Raw genomic sequence first — 17,068 nt, forward strand, 5'->3', positions numbered from 1 at the left:
GGCGAGGGCGAGGGATTGGCGACGGACTACGGCGCCCCGATCCCCAACTCCTTCAGCGCCGCCAGCATCCGCTGCGGCGGCTTCATCGGGATGGTCATTGCGCTGCCGTTTTCCAGCAGGCTCTTCAGGCTGGAGAGGATCGCCGGCCAGCCCTGGCGCCCGCCGGAAAGGATGTCGTCGCCGATCGGCCGGTCATGCGATTGCAGCATCGTCAGCCTCACGGTGTCGCCGGCCGGTTCGATCTCGTAGGTGACGAGTGTCGGCCCAAGTTTTTCCACCAGCGCCGGCCAGTTCACGTTCCAGGTGACGGTGAGTCTGTTCGGGGGTTCGCAGACGATCACCTCGCCGCCGATATGCACGGAGCCGTCGGGCGCGCGGGCAATGAACGACCCGCCGACCTTCAACTCGGCCTCGATCGCGAAACCGGAAAAATATTGCCGTGAAAACTCCGCCGACGTCAGCGCCTGCCACACCTGCTCCGGCGTGGAAGCGATGTAGATCGTGTAGACGATCGCGGGCTTGAAATGATCGATGTTCATGGTCGGTGAACCGTCCAGCTTACTCATCACGCTGCTCCAGTTGCCGCTTCAACTCGCTGAGCGCGCCGAGCTTGCCGCGCTCGAATTTCTTGATCCACCGTTCGCCGATCTGATGTATCGGCACCGGATTGAGATAGTGCAGCTTCTCGCGGCCATGCCTGATCGTGCTGACGAGGTTGGCCGCTTCGAGAATGCCGAGGTGTTTCGTCACGGCCTGCCGCGTAATGGCGAGGCCGTCGCAGAGTTCGCCCAGCGTCTGCCCGTTGCTGGCGTGAAGCCGGTCCAGCAGCGACCGCCGCGAAGGGTCGGCCAGCGCCTTGAAGACCGCATCCATGGCGGAGATAATAGGCAACCAATTGGTTGCGTGTCAAGAAACTGTTGCTCTCTCCCGCCGGAAGGCACGAATTGCAGGAGAAGCGGCGGTCTGGAATAGTGCATGTACTGATTGCCATTTTTGGCCGGCTATCAGACAGGGGGCCATATGAAGGCGATTATGATCGGCGCACTGTTCTGCTGCCTCGCTGCGCCCACCTATGCCAAGGATTTTGTAAAGTCCGCTCGCTCAGGCGTACCCACCCGTATGCATACGTACAAGGCCTGGAAAACGGACTGCTCTGCAGACATGGGTGTGGTTCAAGTCGTGAACAAACCCCGCAACGGGACTCTGACGCCCAGTCAGGAGAATACTACCATTGGCACCAGCCGATACGACTCCACCAGGACCGCTCACTGCAGGGGAACGCCGATTACGGGATTTCGTGTTGATTACACCTCATCTCCGGGCTTCCGCGGAACCGATCATTTCCAGATATACGTTACCTTCGGAAAGCGTAGAAGGGACTACGACAACTACACAGTGAACGTTCGCTAGCTTCCAGGGGACCATACGGCACAGGTTCAGAGGAGCGCCACCAGGCGGGCAGGAGAAAGAAGGCGCGCGCCTTCTTCCTTGCCCGATGATATGCATGATCGATCCGCCGATCCACTGCCTCGCGAGTTCTGCCATGTCCCTTCAAGTCTATCTTGCCTTTGTCGCCGCCTGCATCGGGCTGGCGCTGCTTCCGGGTCCCGTCGTCACGCTGGTGCTGGCCAATGGGCTGCGCTACGGCACCCGCGCGGCGCTGATCAACATCGCCGGCGTGCAGGCGGGCCTCGCGATCGTGATCGGCATCGTGGCGGTCGGGTTGACGTCGCTGATGGCGACGATGGGCTACTGGTTCGACTGGGTGCGGTTTGCCGGCGCGGCCTATCTGGTCTGGCTCGGCATCAAGCTGATCCGCAGCCCGGTCGAGGGCGTCGATGCCGATGCGCCGCCGCCGCCGCCGCGCGGCGGGTTCTTCCTGCAGGGATTTGTGGTGCTGCTGTCCAACCCCAAGGTGCTGGTGTTCTTCGGCGCGTTCATTCCGCAGTTCGTCGACATGAACAAGGACCATTTCTCGCAGGTGGCGCTGCTCGGCCTCACCTTCATGGTGACGGGCGCGGTCTCCGATTCGATCTACGCGGTGCTGGCCGGCCGCGCCCGGCTGTTCTTCTCGGCGCAGCGGACGAGGCTGGTGTCGCGCATCTCCGGCGGCTTCATGGTCGGCGGCGGCATCTGGCTGGCGCTGACGCGGGCGCGGTAGATCTTATGCCGTTAGCGGAGCATTTTTTCATTCTGATATTGCACGCGCCAAGGCTGTTGAGTTAGCTTTCGATATCGGGGTACCCATGTCGAACATCAAAGAGCCGTTCGTCGATTTCCACCCAGATCGCAATTTCAGGCCTCACGTTGAGGAGCGTAGTCGATTTCTTCCGATCCTGTTTGGTGTGTTAGCGTTATTGGCCGCATGTGGATACGGCGGTTACTACTTCTATGAGAATTCCGAATCGTTCAATCCATACAAGAAGGTCTATGATCGACTAGGAATTGAGCTACCACGTACTTTTGAGAAGTTTGGACGGGCAGCTCAACATCTAGAGCAGTTGCGACGAGAGCCTTGCGACCGCGTCGCGTTTAGTGCCTTTGCGACCTTAGTGGAGAGCGCGGGCTACCCGCGCGAAAGTGCGAAGAGCCTCGAGTCCTATAATCGCGAATGCACGCAATCCGACGAAATGCTGGAGGCTGCCTACGCGGCTTACACACGGGTCGGTGATCACAAGGCTGCCTTGAGAGTTGCGGACGAACTCGTAAAATCTGACTCGGGAAATAAGACTTATCGGTTCTGGCGTGGCAATGCTCATGAACGTGCAAAGGACTATAAGGCCGCGCTAGCCGATTACATAAGTACGTTAGAGTTGTTTTCCAATTTGTCGAATGTGGCGTCGTCTCAATTTTATCAAGTCTCGTTGATGTACGACAAGATAGGCAAGCCATGCGAGGCAATCTCTCCTCTTGAGACCTATCTCTCTTACAACGTGAAGGAGCGACAGACCCAGCAGATCGCCAAACTCATTTCAGAATACTCGCGTAAGGGAAAATGCGCGGCGACCTACGCTAACGGTTCCGCCAGAATAGTCATTCCTCCGAGTAACAGAATTGATGTCACGATCAACGGTGCGAGGGCACGGATGATTCTGGACACTGGAGCTACTCAGGTTTCGATAACACCTGAAATGGCTGCTCGCGCTCGAATCGTGCCTGATACGTCCGATCTTGTGGAAGTGAAGGTCGTTGGAGGGCTCATGCAACAGGCGTCGGGATACGCTCAATCAATACAAGTCGGCTCAGCAACCGCGGCGAACGTGCCCATACTTATCACCATTGGAAGCAAGGACGCGTTTGGTCCGGAAACGGACGGCCTTTTGGGAATGAGTTTCTTGTCGCGATTTACGATGACATTATCAACTGGTTTGGTTGAGCTTCAGCAGAAGGTTCGCAATTAGGTGCTGTACAACGTCTTGCTGGCGTTCGCCGGACGCAGCAACTGTACACCTTGATTTTGATGTCGTCAGTGAATCCATTGTACGCTATTGCGTACGCCGCTCCGGCTCGCATCGCCTGGATACTATCGCACGCCGCATCGTCGAAGGCGAAGTGGGGCTGGCCGAGGCAATAGATTACATAATCCGCGAAGCAAGGCAGTGAGACGAATCTCGCGCTTCGCTATAGTTCTCCGAGCAAATTGAACCGTCCTGCGTCTCAGCCCGTCCAAGGGACGGGTGACTTTGTCGCCCAACTCTCTTGAAAGGAATCCAGTGCCGGATTTGCCTTGGTTCGTCTACGCGATGCTGCTGGCGCCGCTCGGGCTCATTCTCGTCGCCGCCATCTACAAGACGCTGCAGGTGCGCGCGGCGCGGGAGTGGCCGTCGACGCCGGGCAGGGTGGTGGTCTCGAACTCCGAACTGCGCGACGTCAAGGTGATCGACAGCGAGCGCGAAGGCGGGCGCAAGCTGGAGCAGCGCAATTTTGCGAATGTCGTCTACGAATACTCCGTCAGCGGCCAAAAGCTCCGCAACAACCGCGTCAGCATCGGCGAAGATCTCGGCAACTTTCAGGTCGGCGAAACCATCGCCAAATATCCGGTCGGTACGATCGTGACGGTCTATTACAATTCGCGGCATCCGCGCGAGGCGGTGCTGGAGCGCGACCTGCCGCAGGGCCTGTGGGGCTGCCTCGGGATCGCCACTGTTATTGCGGTCGTCGGCCTGTTCGGCGCGTCGATCGGGCTCACGCGCATCACGGAGTTGGTCAGCGCACGCGTGGCCAATCCGCAGATGTCGGTGCCGGCGGTAGCGCTGGCCGGCTTCGGCCTGGTCGCCGCGCTGTTCGCGCTGGTGCTGCACCGCCAGTCGGCACTGGCAAAAACCTGGCCGGTGGTCCCGGGCGTGATCGAACTGTCCGGCCTGGATGAATACCGCGCGGCCCCCAGCGACAGCGGCCGGCGCGGCTCGATCATGTACGAGCGCAAGGTGTCCTACAGCTACCGGTTCAAGGACATCGCCTACACCGCCGTGCACGGCAGCTTCTCCAGCAATTCAAGGACGACGTCGCCGTGGATGCTGCGGCTGTTCGGGATGAATTTTCAGGACGGCGCCGGCGTCAAGGTCTGGGTCAACCCGGCCAATCCTTCGGAGGCCACGCTCAATCCGCGCGCGCCGTTCGGCTGGCTGCTGTGGCTGATCGCGCCGGGGCTTTGGGCGGGAGCGTACTGGATCGCGACGGCCGGCTAGAGCGGCGCCGAATGAGCCCATTGCGTCTTTGACTGTTTACCAGCAGAGTCCAGACTGCATTTGGTCTGGGGGTAGTTTTCATGCGCATCAGTTGGCGAGTAGCCGCCGTTGCGTTTTTGTCCATTTCAATTGGCTCGGTTGCGCTGTTCGCGGACGAGGTCCGGCGGCATGGACCTGAGCTGGACATGTTCGCGTCGATGACTGGCAAGTGCATCACGCTAAAGGTTGCGGAACGCGATTTCTCATGCACTTCCGTTGCTTTTTCCCACAGCCCCGGCGGCCGATCCGGTTTCATTGTTCCTGTAAACGATCCGGACGATGATAGTAACATCATCACGTTCTCGGGCGAAAACGTCAGGCGCGCGCAGGATAATCTGTACGAGCTGTCGATCGACCAGATGCTTCTGAAATCCAGGCACCGGCCCCACGTCGGCGGGTTTTGGATACCGTCCGTTGAACCCGCGACTGGAACGTGCAGGCAAACCGGGAGTTTGGCGACCCAGCAGGTGTCGAGCGTCTCCTGTACTGCGACTAACAGAGATGGGAAGATCTATGAATTCCAGTTTGAGTCGGATGGCTCGCCTATCCGGGTGCTGAAGATAACGGTAGCCGAGGTGGGCGATCCAGCCGCCGAAGCGCGCCGGGCCAAGTTGCTCGCCACGCATATCGCGCAGCTCAAATGCCGGCAAATGGCTGTTGTTCAAGGTGTGCTGCCGAGGGACCGCACGGCCTTCATTCTTCAGTGCATGGAGGAATAACGACCATGAACTGGCGGCCGGGCAACTTGCAAGCGACCTTTCGATGCCGCTTCGAATCCGGGGACCGGCAACGCATTCTCCAGGACGTCATCTCCGCCCGGTCAATCAGCGCCTCTTCCGCGCATCCCTGTTGAGGACAAGGCCATGCGATTACCTCCAGTTCGTTGGACCTTGTTGGGCCTCGCTGTCGTTCTGGCGTCCGGCTACGGGCTCAACCGCGGGATCTTGGTCGGATCGAGGATAGAAACCGCTCGGCTGAGCGACGACTATCCCGTGCCATTCTACAGGAAGCATTGCCGCTATCTGTTCTTCAATGGCGTCCAGCAGGTTTTGACCAACTCCGAATCCACCAGGGAAGAAGCGGAAAGCAGTTCTTGTGCTCCGTTGAAACAGGAACCGATTATTCACCGGCGGCGCAAGCCTGCCAGTTCCTAGCGGAAATGGCGTTCGGCGCCGCAGCGGTGTGGTGCTGGCCTAAACCAGTCCCTGCGTCCGCATCATGGTTTCGATCTCGGCAAAAATCCGCGCCAGCCGGTCGGCCCATTGTCGTTGCCCGGCGGGATCCGCGATCAGGTCCTGGCGGATCTCGATTCCGGTGTTCATCAGGCCGCGCGCCTCGCCGTGCACGGGAATGCCGTAATCGGTCTCGTCGCTCACCGCATAGGGTTCGTTGTCGCCGACCACGAGATCGGTTTCATCGCGCAACAGTTTGAGCAATAGCGGCGGCAGCCGGGTGTCGCGGTGGTACAGCGTGCCGATATGCCAGGGCCTGATGACGCCGGCATAGACCGGCGTAAAGCTGTGCAGCGCCACCAGCACGGTCGGCAGGCCCTGGCGCAGGCGGGCGTCGATCGCTTCGGTGATGCGGCGGTGGTAGGGATCGAAGATCTGCCGGCGCCGCGCCTCGGCTGCGTTGGCGCCAAGGTTTTCGTTGCCGGGAATGGCCGTCGCCTCCGACATCAGGGGAATCGAGCTTGGCGCGCCGTGCGGCCGGTTGCAGTCGATCACCAGCCGCGAATAGCGCTGCGCGATCAGGTGCGCGCCCAGCTTGTCCGACAGCGCCTCGGCGACGCCGGCGATGCCGATGTCCCAGGCGATGTGGCGCGTGAGTTCGCCCGAGGGCAGACCGAGATCGCCGAGCGTGCGCGGGATCAGGCGACCGTAATGGTCCGCGGTCAGCAGGAACGGCGAGCGTCCATGCGCATTTTGTTCGAGAACCGGCGGAACTTCATCTCTGCCGAGGAGTAGGGATGTATCGCCCGCGTTGTCCAAAGTCATATCTTGCCTGTTGCCTATCGAAGCAGCATATCGAGTTAGAAATGAGCAACGATCTCTATAGATTGGATTGCCGGAAATCACGATGATTGCTTCGACGATGCCGCTCCTGACGATTCATCACAAGACCGAATATCGCTATGCCCACCCGGTGGCGTTCGGCGAACACCGCATCATGCTGCGCCCGCGCGATGGCCACGATTTGCGCATGCTGGCGGGCAGCCTCGAGATCGCGCCGCCGCCGATGTCGCTGCGCTGGATCCACGACGTATTCGGCAACAGCGTCGCGATCGCGACCTTCGACGAGCGCTCGGAAACCCTGACCTTCACCTCCACCGCCACGGTCGAGCACAATCCGGCCGACGAGTTCGCGCTGACCGCGGACGATCCGGCGTATTTCTATCCGTTCCTCTACGACAACGACGAGTTTCCCGACCTCGTGCAATACATCGCGCCGCAATATGGCGATCCCGACGGCGAGTTGTCGGCCTGGGCGCGCAATTTTCTCGATGGCGAGGGGCCGACGCCGACCTTCAAGATTCTCTCCGGCATGACCCACGGCATCCGTGCGCAGTTCACCTATCGCAAACGGCATGAGCACGGCACCCAGCATCCGCTCGACACGCTGCAGACGAGATCCGGCACCTGCCGCGACTATGCGCTGTTCATGATCGAGGCGCTGCGCCGGCTCGGCATCGCCGCGCGTTTCGTGTCGGGCTACATCTTCATCCCGGGCGACCGCGCCCATGGTTACGTCGGCGGCGGCAACACCCACGCCTGGGTGCAGGTGTACCTTCCGAGCGCCGGCTGGATCGAATTCGATCCGACCAACGGCATCGTCGGCACCCGCGACCTCGTCCGCGTCGCGGTGGCGCGCGATCCGCACCAGGCCATTCCGCTGCACGGCACCTATCTCGGCTCCGCCGACGCGTTCGTCGGCATGGAGGTCAGCATCAACGTTGTTTCGGTCAGTGAGGACGAGAAGGTCTGATCATGGAAATCAAGGTGGGATTCGAGATTGCCTATGCGGCGGTGCAGCCGACCCCGATGGTGATCATGCTCAGCATTCACCCCTCGCGCTTCTCCGATATCGTCGGCACCGAGAGCATCGTCGCCGAACCCGACGTGCCGATCGGATTCTACCGCGACATTTTCGGCAATGTCTGCGGCCGGCTGGTGGCGCCCGCCGGCGGCGTCACCCTGCGCGGCTCGGCGCTGGTGCGCGATTCCGGATTGCCCGATGTGGTGATGCCGACGGCACAGCAGGTCCCGATCGACCTGCTGCCGGACGAATTGCTGCTTTATCTGATGCCGAGCCGCTATTGCGAGACCGACAAGCTGACCGACATCGCCTGGTCGCTGTTCGGCAATACGCCGCCGGGCTGGGCCCGGGTCGCAGCGATCTCCGAATTCGTCCACAACCACGTCACCTTCGGCTATCAGCACGCGCATCACATGAAGTCGGCGCACGACGTCTACGAGCAGGGCACCGGCGTCTGCCGCGATTTCGCGCATCTGGCGCTGACGTTCTGCCGCTGCATGAACATCCCGGCGCGCTACTGCACCGGCTATATGGGCGACATCGGCATCCCGCCCGATCCGGCGCCGATGGATTTTTCCGGCTGGTTTCAGGTCTACCTTTCCGGCCAGTGGTACACCTTCGACGCCCGCCACAACCACCCGCGGATCGGCCGTATCCTGATGGGCACCGGCCGCGACGCCGCCGACGTGGCGCTGACCACCAGCTTTGGCCGGATGGACCTGATAAAATTCGTCGTCATCAGCGACGAGGTGGTGACGGCTTGAGGATTGCACGCGCTCTCTCCGCCGTCATTGCGAGCCAACGGGTCGCGCGAATGCGCGCCCGATGACAGGCTCCGCGAAGCAATCCATTCTTTCTTCATGGCGGCATGGATTGCTTCGCTTCGCTCGCAATGACGGGTTATACATCCTGCCATGACCTCCGACCTTCTCTTCGTCTACGGCACCTTGATGCGCGGCTTCGACCATCCGATGGCGCAGCTGCTGTCGCGCAGTGCCGATTTCATCGGCGAGGCGCGCTGCGTCGGCCGGCTCTTTCTCATCAAGCACTATCCCGGTCTGCTGCTGTCGGACCATCCCGCCGATATCGTGTTCGGCGAACTGTACCGGCTGCGCCAGCCGGAAGCGTTGCTGCGCGAATTCGACATGTACGAGGCCTGCGGCGAGGGTTTTGCCGAGCCGACCGAATACATCAGGCAGATGCTGCCGGTGACGCTCGAGGATGAGGCCGCGAGCGAGGCTGTCTGTGAGGCCTGGACCTACCTCTACAACTGGCCGGTGGCCGGCCTGCCGCGCATCGTCTCGGGGCGGTTTCTGGAGAAGTAGTTCTCTCGTGTCCCGGACGCGGTGCAGCGCCCTTGCGCTGCTCCGCAGAGCCGGGACCCATACTTTCTTGATGCAAGCCATGGGCCCCGGCTCTGCAGCGCATCGCTAACGCGCTGCGCAGCGTCCGGGGCACGAGAGGGTTCGGCTTCCTGCGCCTACCCCGCCAGATCGATCCTCGTGACGCGGATATCGGCCTCGCGCTCGACGTAGCTCCATTCCTCGGTTGCGCGCAGCGCCCGCACCAGATCGTCGAAGAACAACGCATTCTGCGGCGCGTATTCGAACCAGGCCAGGAAATCGAACGGCTCGCCGAGATCGCGGCAGTGATAAAGCTGGCGCGCGATCATCGGCAAATATTTCAGCCCGGTGGCGATATGGTGCGACTGGTCTTCGAAAATCCGTCGCCGTTCCTCCTGGGTCAGCTCCCACCAATCAGCCGATTTCCGGATCGGGATCAGCGCGGCACAGCTGGCCTCGGGGCGGCCGAGCCCTTCCTGCTTTTCGGCGAGCTGCGTCTTCTCGCCCCGCTCGACATAGCGAACATGGCTGGCGACCCCGGCCAGCCGCCACGAGGTCCGCGACGGCAGCAGCGGCAGCGCGATCGCCTCGGAATGCACCACCGACAGCGAAGGCACGGCTTGAAGCGGCGGCCCCTTCACCGCCGAAAACGCCGTCACCCGCCACGCGCCGCTCTGGCCGCCCCTGAAAGTCGTGAACATGCAGCCATCGAAGCGTGGAACCGGGCGGGGTTCAAGAGGAGACGTCATTCCGGGTTCGATGCGTCGCATCACCCCGGAATGACGGTGTAGGGGCAGTTCAAGCCCGCTTTTTCGGCTTGGCCTTCTGCTGCATGTAGGAGCGCAGCACCGCGTTGATGCGGCGCTGGTAGCCATCGCCTTGCTGCTTGAAGAAGTCCAGCACGTCCTCATCGACGCGAATGGAGATTGCCTTCTTTTTCGAAGGGATCACCAGAACGGCGTCGGACCAGTCGATATCGATCGGCGCGGCATCCGGATCGTTGGCGACCGCCTTGGCAATGTCCTCGTCAGTCAGCGCATCGAAACGGGCCCAGTCAGTCTTGCCCTTCCGGCGGTCGCCCCACTTTCGCGTTACGATAGTCTCTTTCTTCATTTTTCCTCGCGCGCCGCGCCGAGATAATCCGGATGATGTCTGCTCGTCGCGTAAACACGACAGCGATCAGTCTATTTTCCGAATAACCTATGGCTATCCAGCGCTCCTCATTGTTCTTGTCCGAGCGGCGAAGGATGACCGGGCTGTAAAAAATCTCGACGGCGCTGTCGAAATCAATTCCGTGTTTGGCGAAATTTGAACGACTCTTGCGTTCATCCCAATCGAATCCGCTGATGAATTCATGGTCGTGATTGTCGAACATTGGTCCGCTTTCGCATAATGGGTCTATCACTGCCCATGGCGCGTTCCGTCCCAATGAGTTTTTTATCGTTGGGTGTGTATATACATATGTATTTGGTTTGGTCAACCTCTTTTGCGTGGCTTCGCGTCGCTAGTACGGTGCGCGACGTCCTGTGAATAGCGGCTAGAAGCCCAACAATTCTCGTATTTTATGCCGGCCGCCCTATATCGATGGTCGGTTGGCAATCGCCCGCAGGACTCAGCGACACGACTCAGCGAAAATCACCCCATGCGCTTCACGCCCCAGTTTCTCGACGATCTGCGCGCCCGGCTTCCGGTTTCGGAAGTCGTGGGCCGGCGTGTGAAGTTGAAGCGGGCGGGGAGGGAGTGGAAGGGGCTGTCGCCGTTCCAGCAGGAGAAATCGCCGTCGTTCACGGTCAACGACCAGAAGGGATTTTACCACGACTTCTCCTCCGGCAAGCACGGCGACATCATCTCGTTCCTGATGGAGACCGAGGGCGTCGGCTTTACCGAAGCGGTCGAGCGGCTGGCCGCGATGGCGGGCCTGGCACTGCCGGCGGCCACCCCCGATGCGGCGCGGCACGAGCAGCGCCGCAAGACGCTGTACGACGTGATGGAACTGGCGGCGAAATTCTTCGCCGAAACGCTGGCCTCCCGCAACGGCGCCAAGGCGCGCGGCTATCTCGCCGACCGCGCGATTTCGCCGGCGGTGCAGCTCCAGTTCCGGATCGGCTATGCGCCCGGCGAACGCTTTGCGCTGAAGGAATATCTGGGCGGCCACGGCATTCCGGTCGAGGACATGGTCGAAGCCGGCCTGCTGGTGTCCGGCGACGACATCCCGGTGCCGTGGGATCGTTTTCGCGACCGCGTGATGTTTCCGATCACCGATCTGCGCGGACGCGTCATCGCGTTCGGCGGCCGTGCGCTGGAGAAGGACGTTCCGGCAAAGTACATGAATTCGCCGGAAACCCCGCTGTTTCACAAGGGCGACAATCTCTACAACCTCGCCGCTGCACGCCTCGCCACCCATAATGGCGCAGCATTGGTGGTGGTCGAAGGCTATGTCGACGTCATCGCCATGGTCGGCGCGGGATTCCCCGCCAGCGTCGCCCCGCTCGGTACCGCGCTGACCGAAAACCAGCTGGTGCTGCTGTGGAAGATGGCGGACGAACCGATCCTTTGCTTCGACGGCGACAAGGCCGGGCAGAAGGCGGCATGGCGCGCTGCCGAGCTGGCGTTGCCATTGTTGGCACCGGGCAAGAGCCTGCGTTTCGCTCTGCTGCCGGAAGGGCAGGACCCCGACGATCTCGCGCGCTCCGGCGGACGCGGCGCGATCGAGGAAGTGATCGGGCAGGCGCGCGGCCTTGCCGACGTGATCTGGTCGCGCGAGATCGAAAGCGGCACGTTCGCCACGCCCGAACGTCGCGCCGCCCTGGAAGCCCGGATCAAGGATCTCACCAACGGCATCCGCGACGAGGTGGTGCGGCGCTATTACCGCCAGGATCTGGCCGAGCGGCTGCAGCGCACCTTTGCCCCGGAAGGCGGGCGCGGCGGCTATAACAGGGGCAATTTCAGCGGACGCGGGGCAGGCGGTTTCGGCCGCGAATCAGGCCGCGGCTTTGCGCCCCGCGCCACCTTCACGCCGGGGGCGGCGGGCCGAATCGAGCCGCGCGGCCGGGCCCAGGCCGGCAGCCAGACCATCAACCGCGGGCCTTACCAGGCGGCGAGCCCGCAACTGGCGCTGAGCCCGATCATGCGCGGCCAGCGCAGCGCGATTTCCCGCCGCGAGGCGCTGATTCTGCAGTCCCTGATCAACCATCCCTGGCTGCTGCACGACCACCTCGAAGAGGTGGCGGCGCTGGAAATGGCCCATCCGGAGGCCAATAAACTCCGCGCCGGCATCATCGCCGCCTTTGCCGGCGACCATCACCAGAGCCCGGAACCGGAGGAGGCGGCCGGGAAAATGCGCGCCGACCTCGCCGTGCGGGGATTTTCCGAGATTCTTCAACGGGTTGAGCGGGCGATCACGACCCAGGCGGTATGGGGCGTGCAGGTCGGCGCCGCCCGCGAGGACGTTCTTTCCACCTGGCACCAGCTGGTCTCCTTGCATCGCCAATGGCACTCCTTACTTAGGGAATTGAAGGATGCCGAGCAGGCTCTCGGCGACGAGGCCAGTGAGGCCAATCTGGCGTGGCTGCGCGATATCAAGGCCCGGCTGGAGGAAGTGGACGGCACCGAGGCCCTGATTGAGGGTTTTGGGGAGTTATCGGGCCGGTCCCAGCGAAGCGTCTGAGAAAAAATGCTGCGGACGGCAGCCGCCGGAACCGCGAAAAGACTCGCCAAACCCATGGTTTGGCTGCAAAAACACGGCTGGCAAGGTTAATCGAAGCTTAAGAGCCCGCGGGCTAAGAGTTCGTAACCGGCGAGAGATTTTTTTGGGGGGTGGCGAGGTTCTGCGCCGCCCTTTCCGCGTCGGAGCATGATCCGGAAAAGTGGGCACCGGTTTTCCGAAAGGATCATGCTTGAAAAGAATGAGCGTGTGATGACGTTTCGAAGAAACGTCATCGGACGAAGCGACATCAATTCAAAGCGGGCAGCGGCAACGCCCCGGCACGAACGCGTTTGGAGAGCACTGAATGGCCACCAAGGCAAAGACGCTGCAGGTAAAAGACAAGGAAAAAGACGACAAGGCAGCGGACGCCCCCGAGAAGGATTCCCCGGACGCGCCGTCGCCGTTGCTCGATCTGTCGGATGCCGCCGTCAAGAAGATGATCAAGCAGGCCAAGAAGCGCGGCTTCGTGACCTTCGATCAGCTCAATGAAGTGCTGCCCTCCGACACCACCGCGCCGGAGCAGATCGAGGACATCATGTCGATGCTCTCGGACATGGGCATCAACGTTTCCGAGGCCGAGGATTCCGATAGCGACGAAGAGAAGCAGGAAGAGGCCGAGGACGAGACCGACAACGAACTGGTCGAGGTCACGCAGAAGGCCGTCACCGAGGTCAAGAAATCCGAGCCCGGCGAGCGCACCGACGATCCCGTCCGCATGTATCTGCGCGAGATGGGCACCGTCGAGCTGTTGTCGCGCGAGGGCGAAATCGCCATCGCCAAGCGCATCGAGGCCGGCCGCGAGGCGATGATCGCAGGGCTCTGCGAAAGCCCGCTGACTTTCCAGGCCATCATCATCTGGCGCGACGAACTCAACGAAGGGAAGATCTTCCTTCGCGACATCATCGATCTGGAAGCGACCTACGCCGGTCCCGACGCCAAGAACAACATGAACCCGCTGCTGGCGGCCCCGGTCGGTCCCGACGGCCAGCCGATTCCGGCCGGCGCCAACAATGGCGCCGCGATCGCAGCCGCAGCCCCCGCGCATATCGCGCCGCCCGCCGCCCCGCCGGCGCCGACCCCGTTCCGCGCCGCGGCCCCTGCCGCCGCCGCGGAGGGCGAAGCCGCCTCCGAGACCGCCGCCGACGGCGACATGGACGACGACGAGTTCGAAAACCAGATGTCGCTCGCAGCCATCGAGGCCGAGCTGAAGCCGAAGGTGGTCGAGACCTTCGACAAGATCGCCGACAACTACAAGAAGCTGCGCCGCCTGCAGGAGCAGGACATCTCCAACCAGCTGCAGAACGAAACGCTGTCGCCGGCGCAGGAGCGCAAATACAAGAAGCTGAAGGACGAAATCATCGTCGAGGTGAAGTCGCTGCGGCTCAACCAGGCCCGTATCGATTCACTGGTCGAGCAGCTCTACGACATCAACAAGAAATTGGTCTCGTTCGAGGGCCGCCTGTTGCGCCTCGGCGACAGCCACGGCGTCGCGCGCGAGGACTTTTTGCGCAACTACCAGGGCTCCGAGCTCGATCCGCGCTGGCTCAACCGCGTGTCGAAGCTGTCCGCAAAAGGCTGGAAGAATTTCGTCCATCACGAGAAGGACCGCATCAAGGAACTGCGCCACGAGATCCAGTCGCTGGCGGCACTGACCGGCCTCGAGATCGGCGAATTCCGCAAGATCGTGCACGGCGTGCAGAAGGGCGAGCGCGAGGCGCGCCTGGCCAAGTAGGAAATGGTCGAGGCCAATCTCCGCCTCGTGATTTCGATCGCCAAGAAATACACCAACCGCGGCCTGCAGTTCCTCGACCTGATCCAGGAAGGCAACATCGGGTTGATGAAGGCGGTCGACAAATTCGAATACCGCCGAGGCTACAAGTTCTCGACCTATGCGACCTGGTGGATCCGGCAGGCGATCACGCGCTCGATCGCCGACCAGGCCCGCACCATCCGCATTCCCGTGCACATGATCGAGACCATCAACAAGATCGTGCGCACGAGCCGCCAGATGCTGAACGAGATCGGCCGCGAACCGACCCCGGAAGAACTCGCCGAAAAGCTCGGCATGCCCCTGGAGAAGGTCCGCAAGGTCCTGAAGATCGCGAAAGAGCCGCTGTCGCTCGAAACCCCCGTCGGCGACGAGGAAGATTCGCATCTCGGCGATTTCATCGAGGACAAGAACGCGATCCTGCCGATCGATGCCGCGATCCAGAGCAATCTGCGCGAAACCACGACGCGGGTTTTGGCCTCGCTGACGCCGCGCGAGGAACGCGTGCTGCGCATGCGGTTCGGCATCGGCATGAATACCGATCACACGCTGGAAGAAGTCGGCCAGCAGTTCTCGGTGACCCGCGAACGTATTCGTCAGATCGAGGCGAAGGCGCTGCGGAAGCTGAAGCATCCGTCGAGAAGCAGGAAGCTGCGGTCGTTCCTGGATAACTGATCCCGTGTCCCGGGCGCGGCGCAGCACGAAGTGGTGCGCTGCAGAACCGGGACCTAGTCTTCTTCTCTCTATTGTCGTTGCCCGGGCTTGCCCCCGCAATCATTCCGAAAGAGCGGCGGGCCAAAAAGCCCGCCTTTCTTTTTGCGACTCGGCTAAACTTACCTTCATGGCAGACGGGCTACCCCCGATCCATGACCTCGTTCGCTTTTGGCAAAAGTCAGAAGTAGCAACTTTTGCTGCCTGCGTTCAGTTTCGCAGGACGCCGTTGCCGGCTTGGACGCTAGCGTGGCTACGGCATGCTGCGCCGATCATCATGACAAGAGAGTTGTCCGAGATTGCCCTGCGGCATGCGGTGCGTGAGAAAGTATTTCCGGAAGCGCAGCCTTCTGTGCTTAAGGCGGTTGAACTGTTCTGGAGATTTGTTGAGAAGCATAAATGGAGAGGCAATAGCCTCTCCGCAAGCGCATACAGACTTCCCAATGGGTTGAGTGTGAAGATTGATCCAATCGGAAAATATTACTCACAGCATACAAAATCAGAATGGCTTGTCGCGCTCCAGCCTCGCCAAGGCGACGTTCCTGACGACGAGCAATTTTGCATGTGGAGAAGCGCACTCGTTTATGAGCTTTGCGCGGGGGAGGATGCAGCTATGATAGTCGATCTTTCCAAGAATCCAGTAAGCCAAAAAAGAGAATTGCGGGAAGTGACTGCACGAAAATTCCCTTTGTTGGCTAAGAGTGAGTTGGATGAACGGCTCGAGTTGGTTAGCGGTTGCTATCGGAAGGCAATTGATCTCATTCCCGAACGTCCACGTCGGCCTCCGCGAGAAGATAGTGATCCTGATTTTGGCTTCTAGCCGCTTGAATTGGCATAAGGGTTGGCGCTGTGAATTTACTTTTCCTGAAAATTTATCGATCAAGAGAGGAGCCTCAGCGTCGAGGTGAGCGACTTTTCGAGTTTTACAATCAATGCTCCCGTCTGGGATATGACGAGTTCCGCTCATTCGTAAATGAATGGATTTCCCAGTTGGCCGCCTCCGACCAAGCTGAAATTGTGTCTAGAATGTCTCGTGGGGGCGACCGCCAATTTAAGAGCGGATTGGTTGAGCTGCTAGTTCATGCTTCTCTTCGTGCGTTGAATCTAAAGGTGATTGTGCATCCCGCGCTCGAAGGAACAACTAAGCGTCCCGATTTCGCGGTGCTCGACGGCCAAGACCGTGTTGTTGCTTACATTGAAGTGACGACCGTCAACCCGCCAAATTTGACTGATGCAGAGGAGAATCGGGAGGCGCCGATTTATAATGCAATTGATCAAATCAAGCTGACGGTCGGATGTGTGTTTGGTTACGATGTTACTCGCGCTGGGACAAGCAGCCCTCCTCTGGCTCCGCTAATTAAGGACATTGACGCATGGGTAAAAGCGTCCATCACCGAAAAACCCGAACGGAAAGTTACTCGCCGCTTTATCGCGGGTGACTGGGAGCTAGAGTTGGACTTATTTTCCGGTGGCTCACTACAGCATGATCGTGCGATCGGGATGACAAGCGGAGACGTTGGCTGGATTGCACCCCACCTCGACCTTCGATCCGCGCTAGAGGTCAAATCCAAGAGATACGGAGAGCTGGAGGCGTCTTATTTGATAGTAGTGGCAGATGCGAAAGGGCAGCTCTTTGGGGCCGATAGCACGAAGAGCGCGTTGACCGAGGCGGTACTAGTGTTCTGACTCATTCATTTGCATCCCGTTTTGCGATGACGAGCGCTTTTTTGGCTCGGCGGTGCTTTGCGAGGATGGATTTGGCGCTGGCGGTCCACTT

The 17,068-nt window shown here is 60.8% G+C and carries 17 protein-coding genes and 1 pseudogene; 12 read left to right on the forward strand and 6 right to left on the reverse strand.

Going from position 1 to position 17,068, the window contains the following annotated elements; all coding sequences use genetic code 11:
• Positions 1–26: 26 nt before the first annotated feature.
• Positions 27–539, reverse strand: coding sequence for an SRPBCC family protein (locus Q7U29_RS19205; RefSeq protein ID WP_304743979.1), 513 nt, complete (start codon positions 537–539; stop codon positions 27–29).
• 19 nt (positions 540–558) lie between these two features.
• Entirely contained in the window at positions 559–873 is a 315-nt protein-coding gene (locus Q7U29_RS19210) for a helix-turn-helix transcriptional regulator (protein ID WP_304743980.1), read from the reverse strand.
• 670 nt (positions 874–1,543) lie between these two features.
• Between Q7U29_RS19210 and Q7U29_RS19215 the strand changes: the two genes are divergently transcribed.
• The 5 genes from Q7U29_RS19215 to Q7U29_RS19235 all read left to right on the forward strand — a co-directional run bounded on the left by Q7U29_RS19215 (position 1,544) and on the right by Q7U29_RS19235 (position 5,881).
• Positions 1,544–2,161 carry a LysE family translocator gene (locus Q7U29_RS19215; protein ID WP_304743953.1) on the forward strand — a complete coding sequence of 206 codons (618 nt, stop codon included), beginning with the start codon at positions 1,544–1,546 and terminating at the stop codon, positions 2,159–2,161.
• Between the two features lie 85 nt (positions 2,162–2,246).
• A complete protein-coding gene (locus Q7U29_RS19220; protein ID WP_304743955.1) occupies positions 2,247–3,401 on the forward strand; it encodes an aspartyl protease family protein in 1,155 nt (384 codons plus the stop codon).
• Between the two features lie 312 nt (positions 3,402–3,713).
• Positions 3,714–4,688, forward strand: a complete 975-nt coding sequence (locus tag Q7U29_RS19225; RefSeq protein WP_304743956.1) for a DUF3592 domain-containing protein — start codon at positions 3,714–3,716, stop codon at positions 4,686–4,688.
• An 80-nt stretch (positions 4,689–4,768) separates the two neighbouring features.
• The gene (locus Q7U29_RS19230) at positions 4,769–5,446 is read left to right on the forward strand and encodes a hypothetical protein (protein WP_304743958.1); all 678 of its coding nucleotides are present in this window, start codon (positions 4,769–4,771) and stop codon (positions 5,444–5,446) included.
• Between the two features lie 144 nt (positions 5,447–5,590).
• Positions 5,591–5,881, forward strand: a complete 291-nt coding sequence (locus tag Q7U29_RS19235) for a hypothetical protein (RefSeq protein ID WP_304743960.1) — start codon at positions 5,591–5,593, stop codon at positions 5,879–5,881.
• Positions 5,882–5,920: 39 nt separating this feature from the next.
• On the opposite strand, the gene Q7U29_RS19240 is transcribed toward Q7U29_RS19235, so the two are convergent.
• Positions 5,921–6,724: an N-formylglutamate amidohydrolase gene (locus Q7U29_RS19240; protein ID WP_304743962.1), complete on the reverse strand. Its 804-nt coding sequence runs from the start codon at positions 6,722–6,724 to the stop codon at positions 5,921–5,923.
• 97 nt (positions 6,725–6,821) lie between these two features.
• Here Q7U29_RS19240 and Q7U29_RS19245 point away from each other — a divergent pair, with 97 nt between their 5' ends.
• The 3 genes from Q7U29_RS19245 (at position 6,822) to Q7U29_RS19255 (ending at position 9,088) form a co-directional block, all read left to right on the forward strand.
• Entirely contained in the window at positions 6,822–7,712 is an 891-nt protein-coding gene (locus tag Q7U29_RS19245; protein ID WP_304743981.1) for a transglutaminase family protein, read from the forward strand.
• Positions 7,713–7,714: 2 nt separating this feature from the next.
• Positions 7,715–8,527, forward strand: a complete 813-nt coding sequence (locus Q7U29_RS19250) for a transglutaminase family protein (protein WP_304743963.1) — start codon at positions 7,715–7,717, stop codon at positions 8,525–8,527.
• A 150-nt stretch (positions 8,528–8,677) separates the two neighbouring features.
• Complete coding sequence (locus Q7U29_RS19255; protein ID WP_304743965.1) at positions 8,678–9,088, forward strand: gamma-glutamylcyclotransferase; 411 nt, start codon at positions 8,678–8,680, stop codon at positions 9,086–9,088.
• Between the two features lie 155 nt (positions 9,089–9,243).
• On the opposite strand, the gene Q7U29_RS19260 is transcribed toward Q7U29_RS19255, so the two are convergent.
• From Q7U29_RS19260 to Q7U29_RS19270, 3 genes are all read right to left on the reverse strand, one after another.
• Complete coding sequence (locus Q7U29_RS19260; protein ID WP_304743967.1) at positions 9,244–9,807, reverse strand: chlorite dismutase family protein; 564 nt, start codon at positions 9,805–9,807, stop codon at positions 9,244–9,246.
• A gap of 97 nt (positions 9,808–9,904) precedes the next feature.
• Entirely contained in the window at positions 9,905–10,219 is a 315-nt protein-coding gene (locus Q7U29_RS19265; RefSeq protein WP_304743968.1) for a BrnA antitoxin family protein, read from the reverse strand.
• The gene (locus Q7U29_RS19270) at positions 10,161–10,481 is read right to left on the reverse strand and encodes a BrnT family toxin (RefSeq protein ID WP_304743970.1); all 321 of its coding nucleotides are present in this window, start codon (positions 10,479–10,481) and stop codon (positions 10,161–10,163) included. Before Q7U29_RS19270 ends, Q7U29_RS19265 begins: the two co-directional genes overlap by 59 nt.
• Before the next feature lie 267 nt (positions 10,482–10,748).
• Here Q7U29_RS19270 and dnaG point away from each other — a divergent pair, with 267 nt between their 5' ends.
• The 4 genes and pseudogenes from dnaG (at position 10,749) to Q7U29_RS19290 (ending at position 16,977) form a co-directional block, all read left to right on the forward strand.
• Positions 10,749–12,773, forward strand: a complete 2,025-nt coding sequence (gene dnaG, locus Q7U29_RS19275) for a DNA primase (RefSeq protein ID WP_304743971.1) — start codon at positions 10,749–10,751, stop codon at positions 12,771–12,773.
• Between the two features lie 343 nt (positions 12,774–13,116).
• Positions 13,117–15,255 (forward strand): annotated as a pseudogene (gene rpoD, locus Q7U29_RS19280) (RNA polymerase sigma factor RpoD).
• 325 nt (positions 15,256–15,580) lie between these two features.
• Positions 15,581–16,111 carry a hypothetical protein gene (locus Q7U29_RS19285; protein ID WP_304743972.1) on the forward strand — a complete coding sequence of 177 codons (531 nt, stop codon included), beginning with the start codon at positions 15,581–15,583 and terminating at the stop codon, positions 16,109–16,111.
• A gap of 29 nt (positions 16,112–16,140) precedes the next feature.
• A complete protein-coding gene (locus tag Q7U29_RS19290; RefSeq protein WP_304743974.1) occupies positions 16,141–16,977 on the forward strand; it encodes a hypothetical protein in 837 nt (278 codons plus the stop codon).
• The last annotated feature ends 91 nt before the right edge of the window (positions 16,978–17,068 follow it).

It is taken from the genome of Bradyrhizobium sp., from assembly GCF_030654605.1.
Lineage (GTDB): Bacteria > Pseudomonadota > Alphaproteobacteria > Rhizobiales > Xanthobacteraceae > Bradyrhizobium.

Coding starts and splice junctions, on each gene's coding strand:
- Q7U29_RS19205 (WP_304743979.1), bottom strand. CDS start 539: ATGAACATCGATCATTTCAAGCCCGCGATCGTCTACACGATCTACATC.
- Q7U29_RS19210 (WP_304743980.1), bottom strand. CDS start 873: ATGGATGCGGTCTTCAAGGCGCTGGCCGACCCTTCGCGGCGGTCGCTG.
- Q7U29_RS19255 (WP_304743965.1), top strand. CDS start 8,678: ATGACCTCCGACCTTCTCTTCGTCTACGGCACCTTGATGCGCGGCTTC.
- Q7U29_RS19235 (WP_304743960.1), top strand. CDS start 5,591: ATGCGATTACCTCCAGTTCGTTGGACCTTGTTGGGCCTCGCTGTCGTT.
- dnaG (WP_304743971.1), top strand. CDS start 10,749: ATGCGCTTCACGCCCCAGTTTCTCGACGATCTGCGCGCCCGGCTTCCG.
- Q7U29_RS19215 (WP_304743953.1), top strand. CDS start 1,544: ATGTCCCTTCAAGTCTATCTTGCCTTTGTCGCCGCCTGCATCGGGCTG.
- Q7U29_RS19265 (WP_304743968.1), bottom strand. CDS start 10,219: ATGAAGAAAGAGACTATCGTAACGCGAAAGTGGGGCGACCGCCGGAAG.
- Q7U29_RS19245 (WP_304743981.1), top strand. CDS start 6,822: ATGCCGCTCCTGACGATTCATCACAAGACCGAATATCGCTATGCCCAC.
- Q7U29_RS19260 (WP_304743967.1), bottom strand. CDS start 9,807: ATGTTCACGACTTTCAGGGGCGGCCAGAGCGGCGCGTGGCGGGTGACG.
- Q7U29_RS19240 (WP_304743962.1), bottom strand. CDS start 6,724: ATGACTTTGGACAACGCGGGCGATACATCCCTACTCCTCGGCAGAGAT.
- Q7U29_RS19220 (WP_304743955.1), top strand. CDS start 2,247: ATGTCGAACATCAAAGAGCCGTTCGTCGATTTCCACCCAGATCGCAAT.
- Q7U29_RS19230 (WP_304743958.1), top strand. CDS start 4,769: ATGCGCATCAGTTGGCGAGTAGCCGCCGTTGCGTTTTTGTCCATTTCA.
- Q7U29_RS19250 (WP_304743963.1), top strand. CDS start 7,715: ATGGAAATCAAGGTGGGATTCGAGATTGCCTATGCGGCGGTGCAGCCG.
- Q7U29_RS19270 (WP_304743970.1), bottom strand. CDS start 10,481: ATGTTCGACAATCACGACCATGAATTCATCAGCGGATTCGATTGGGAT.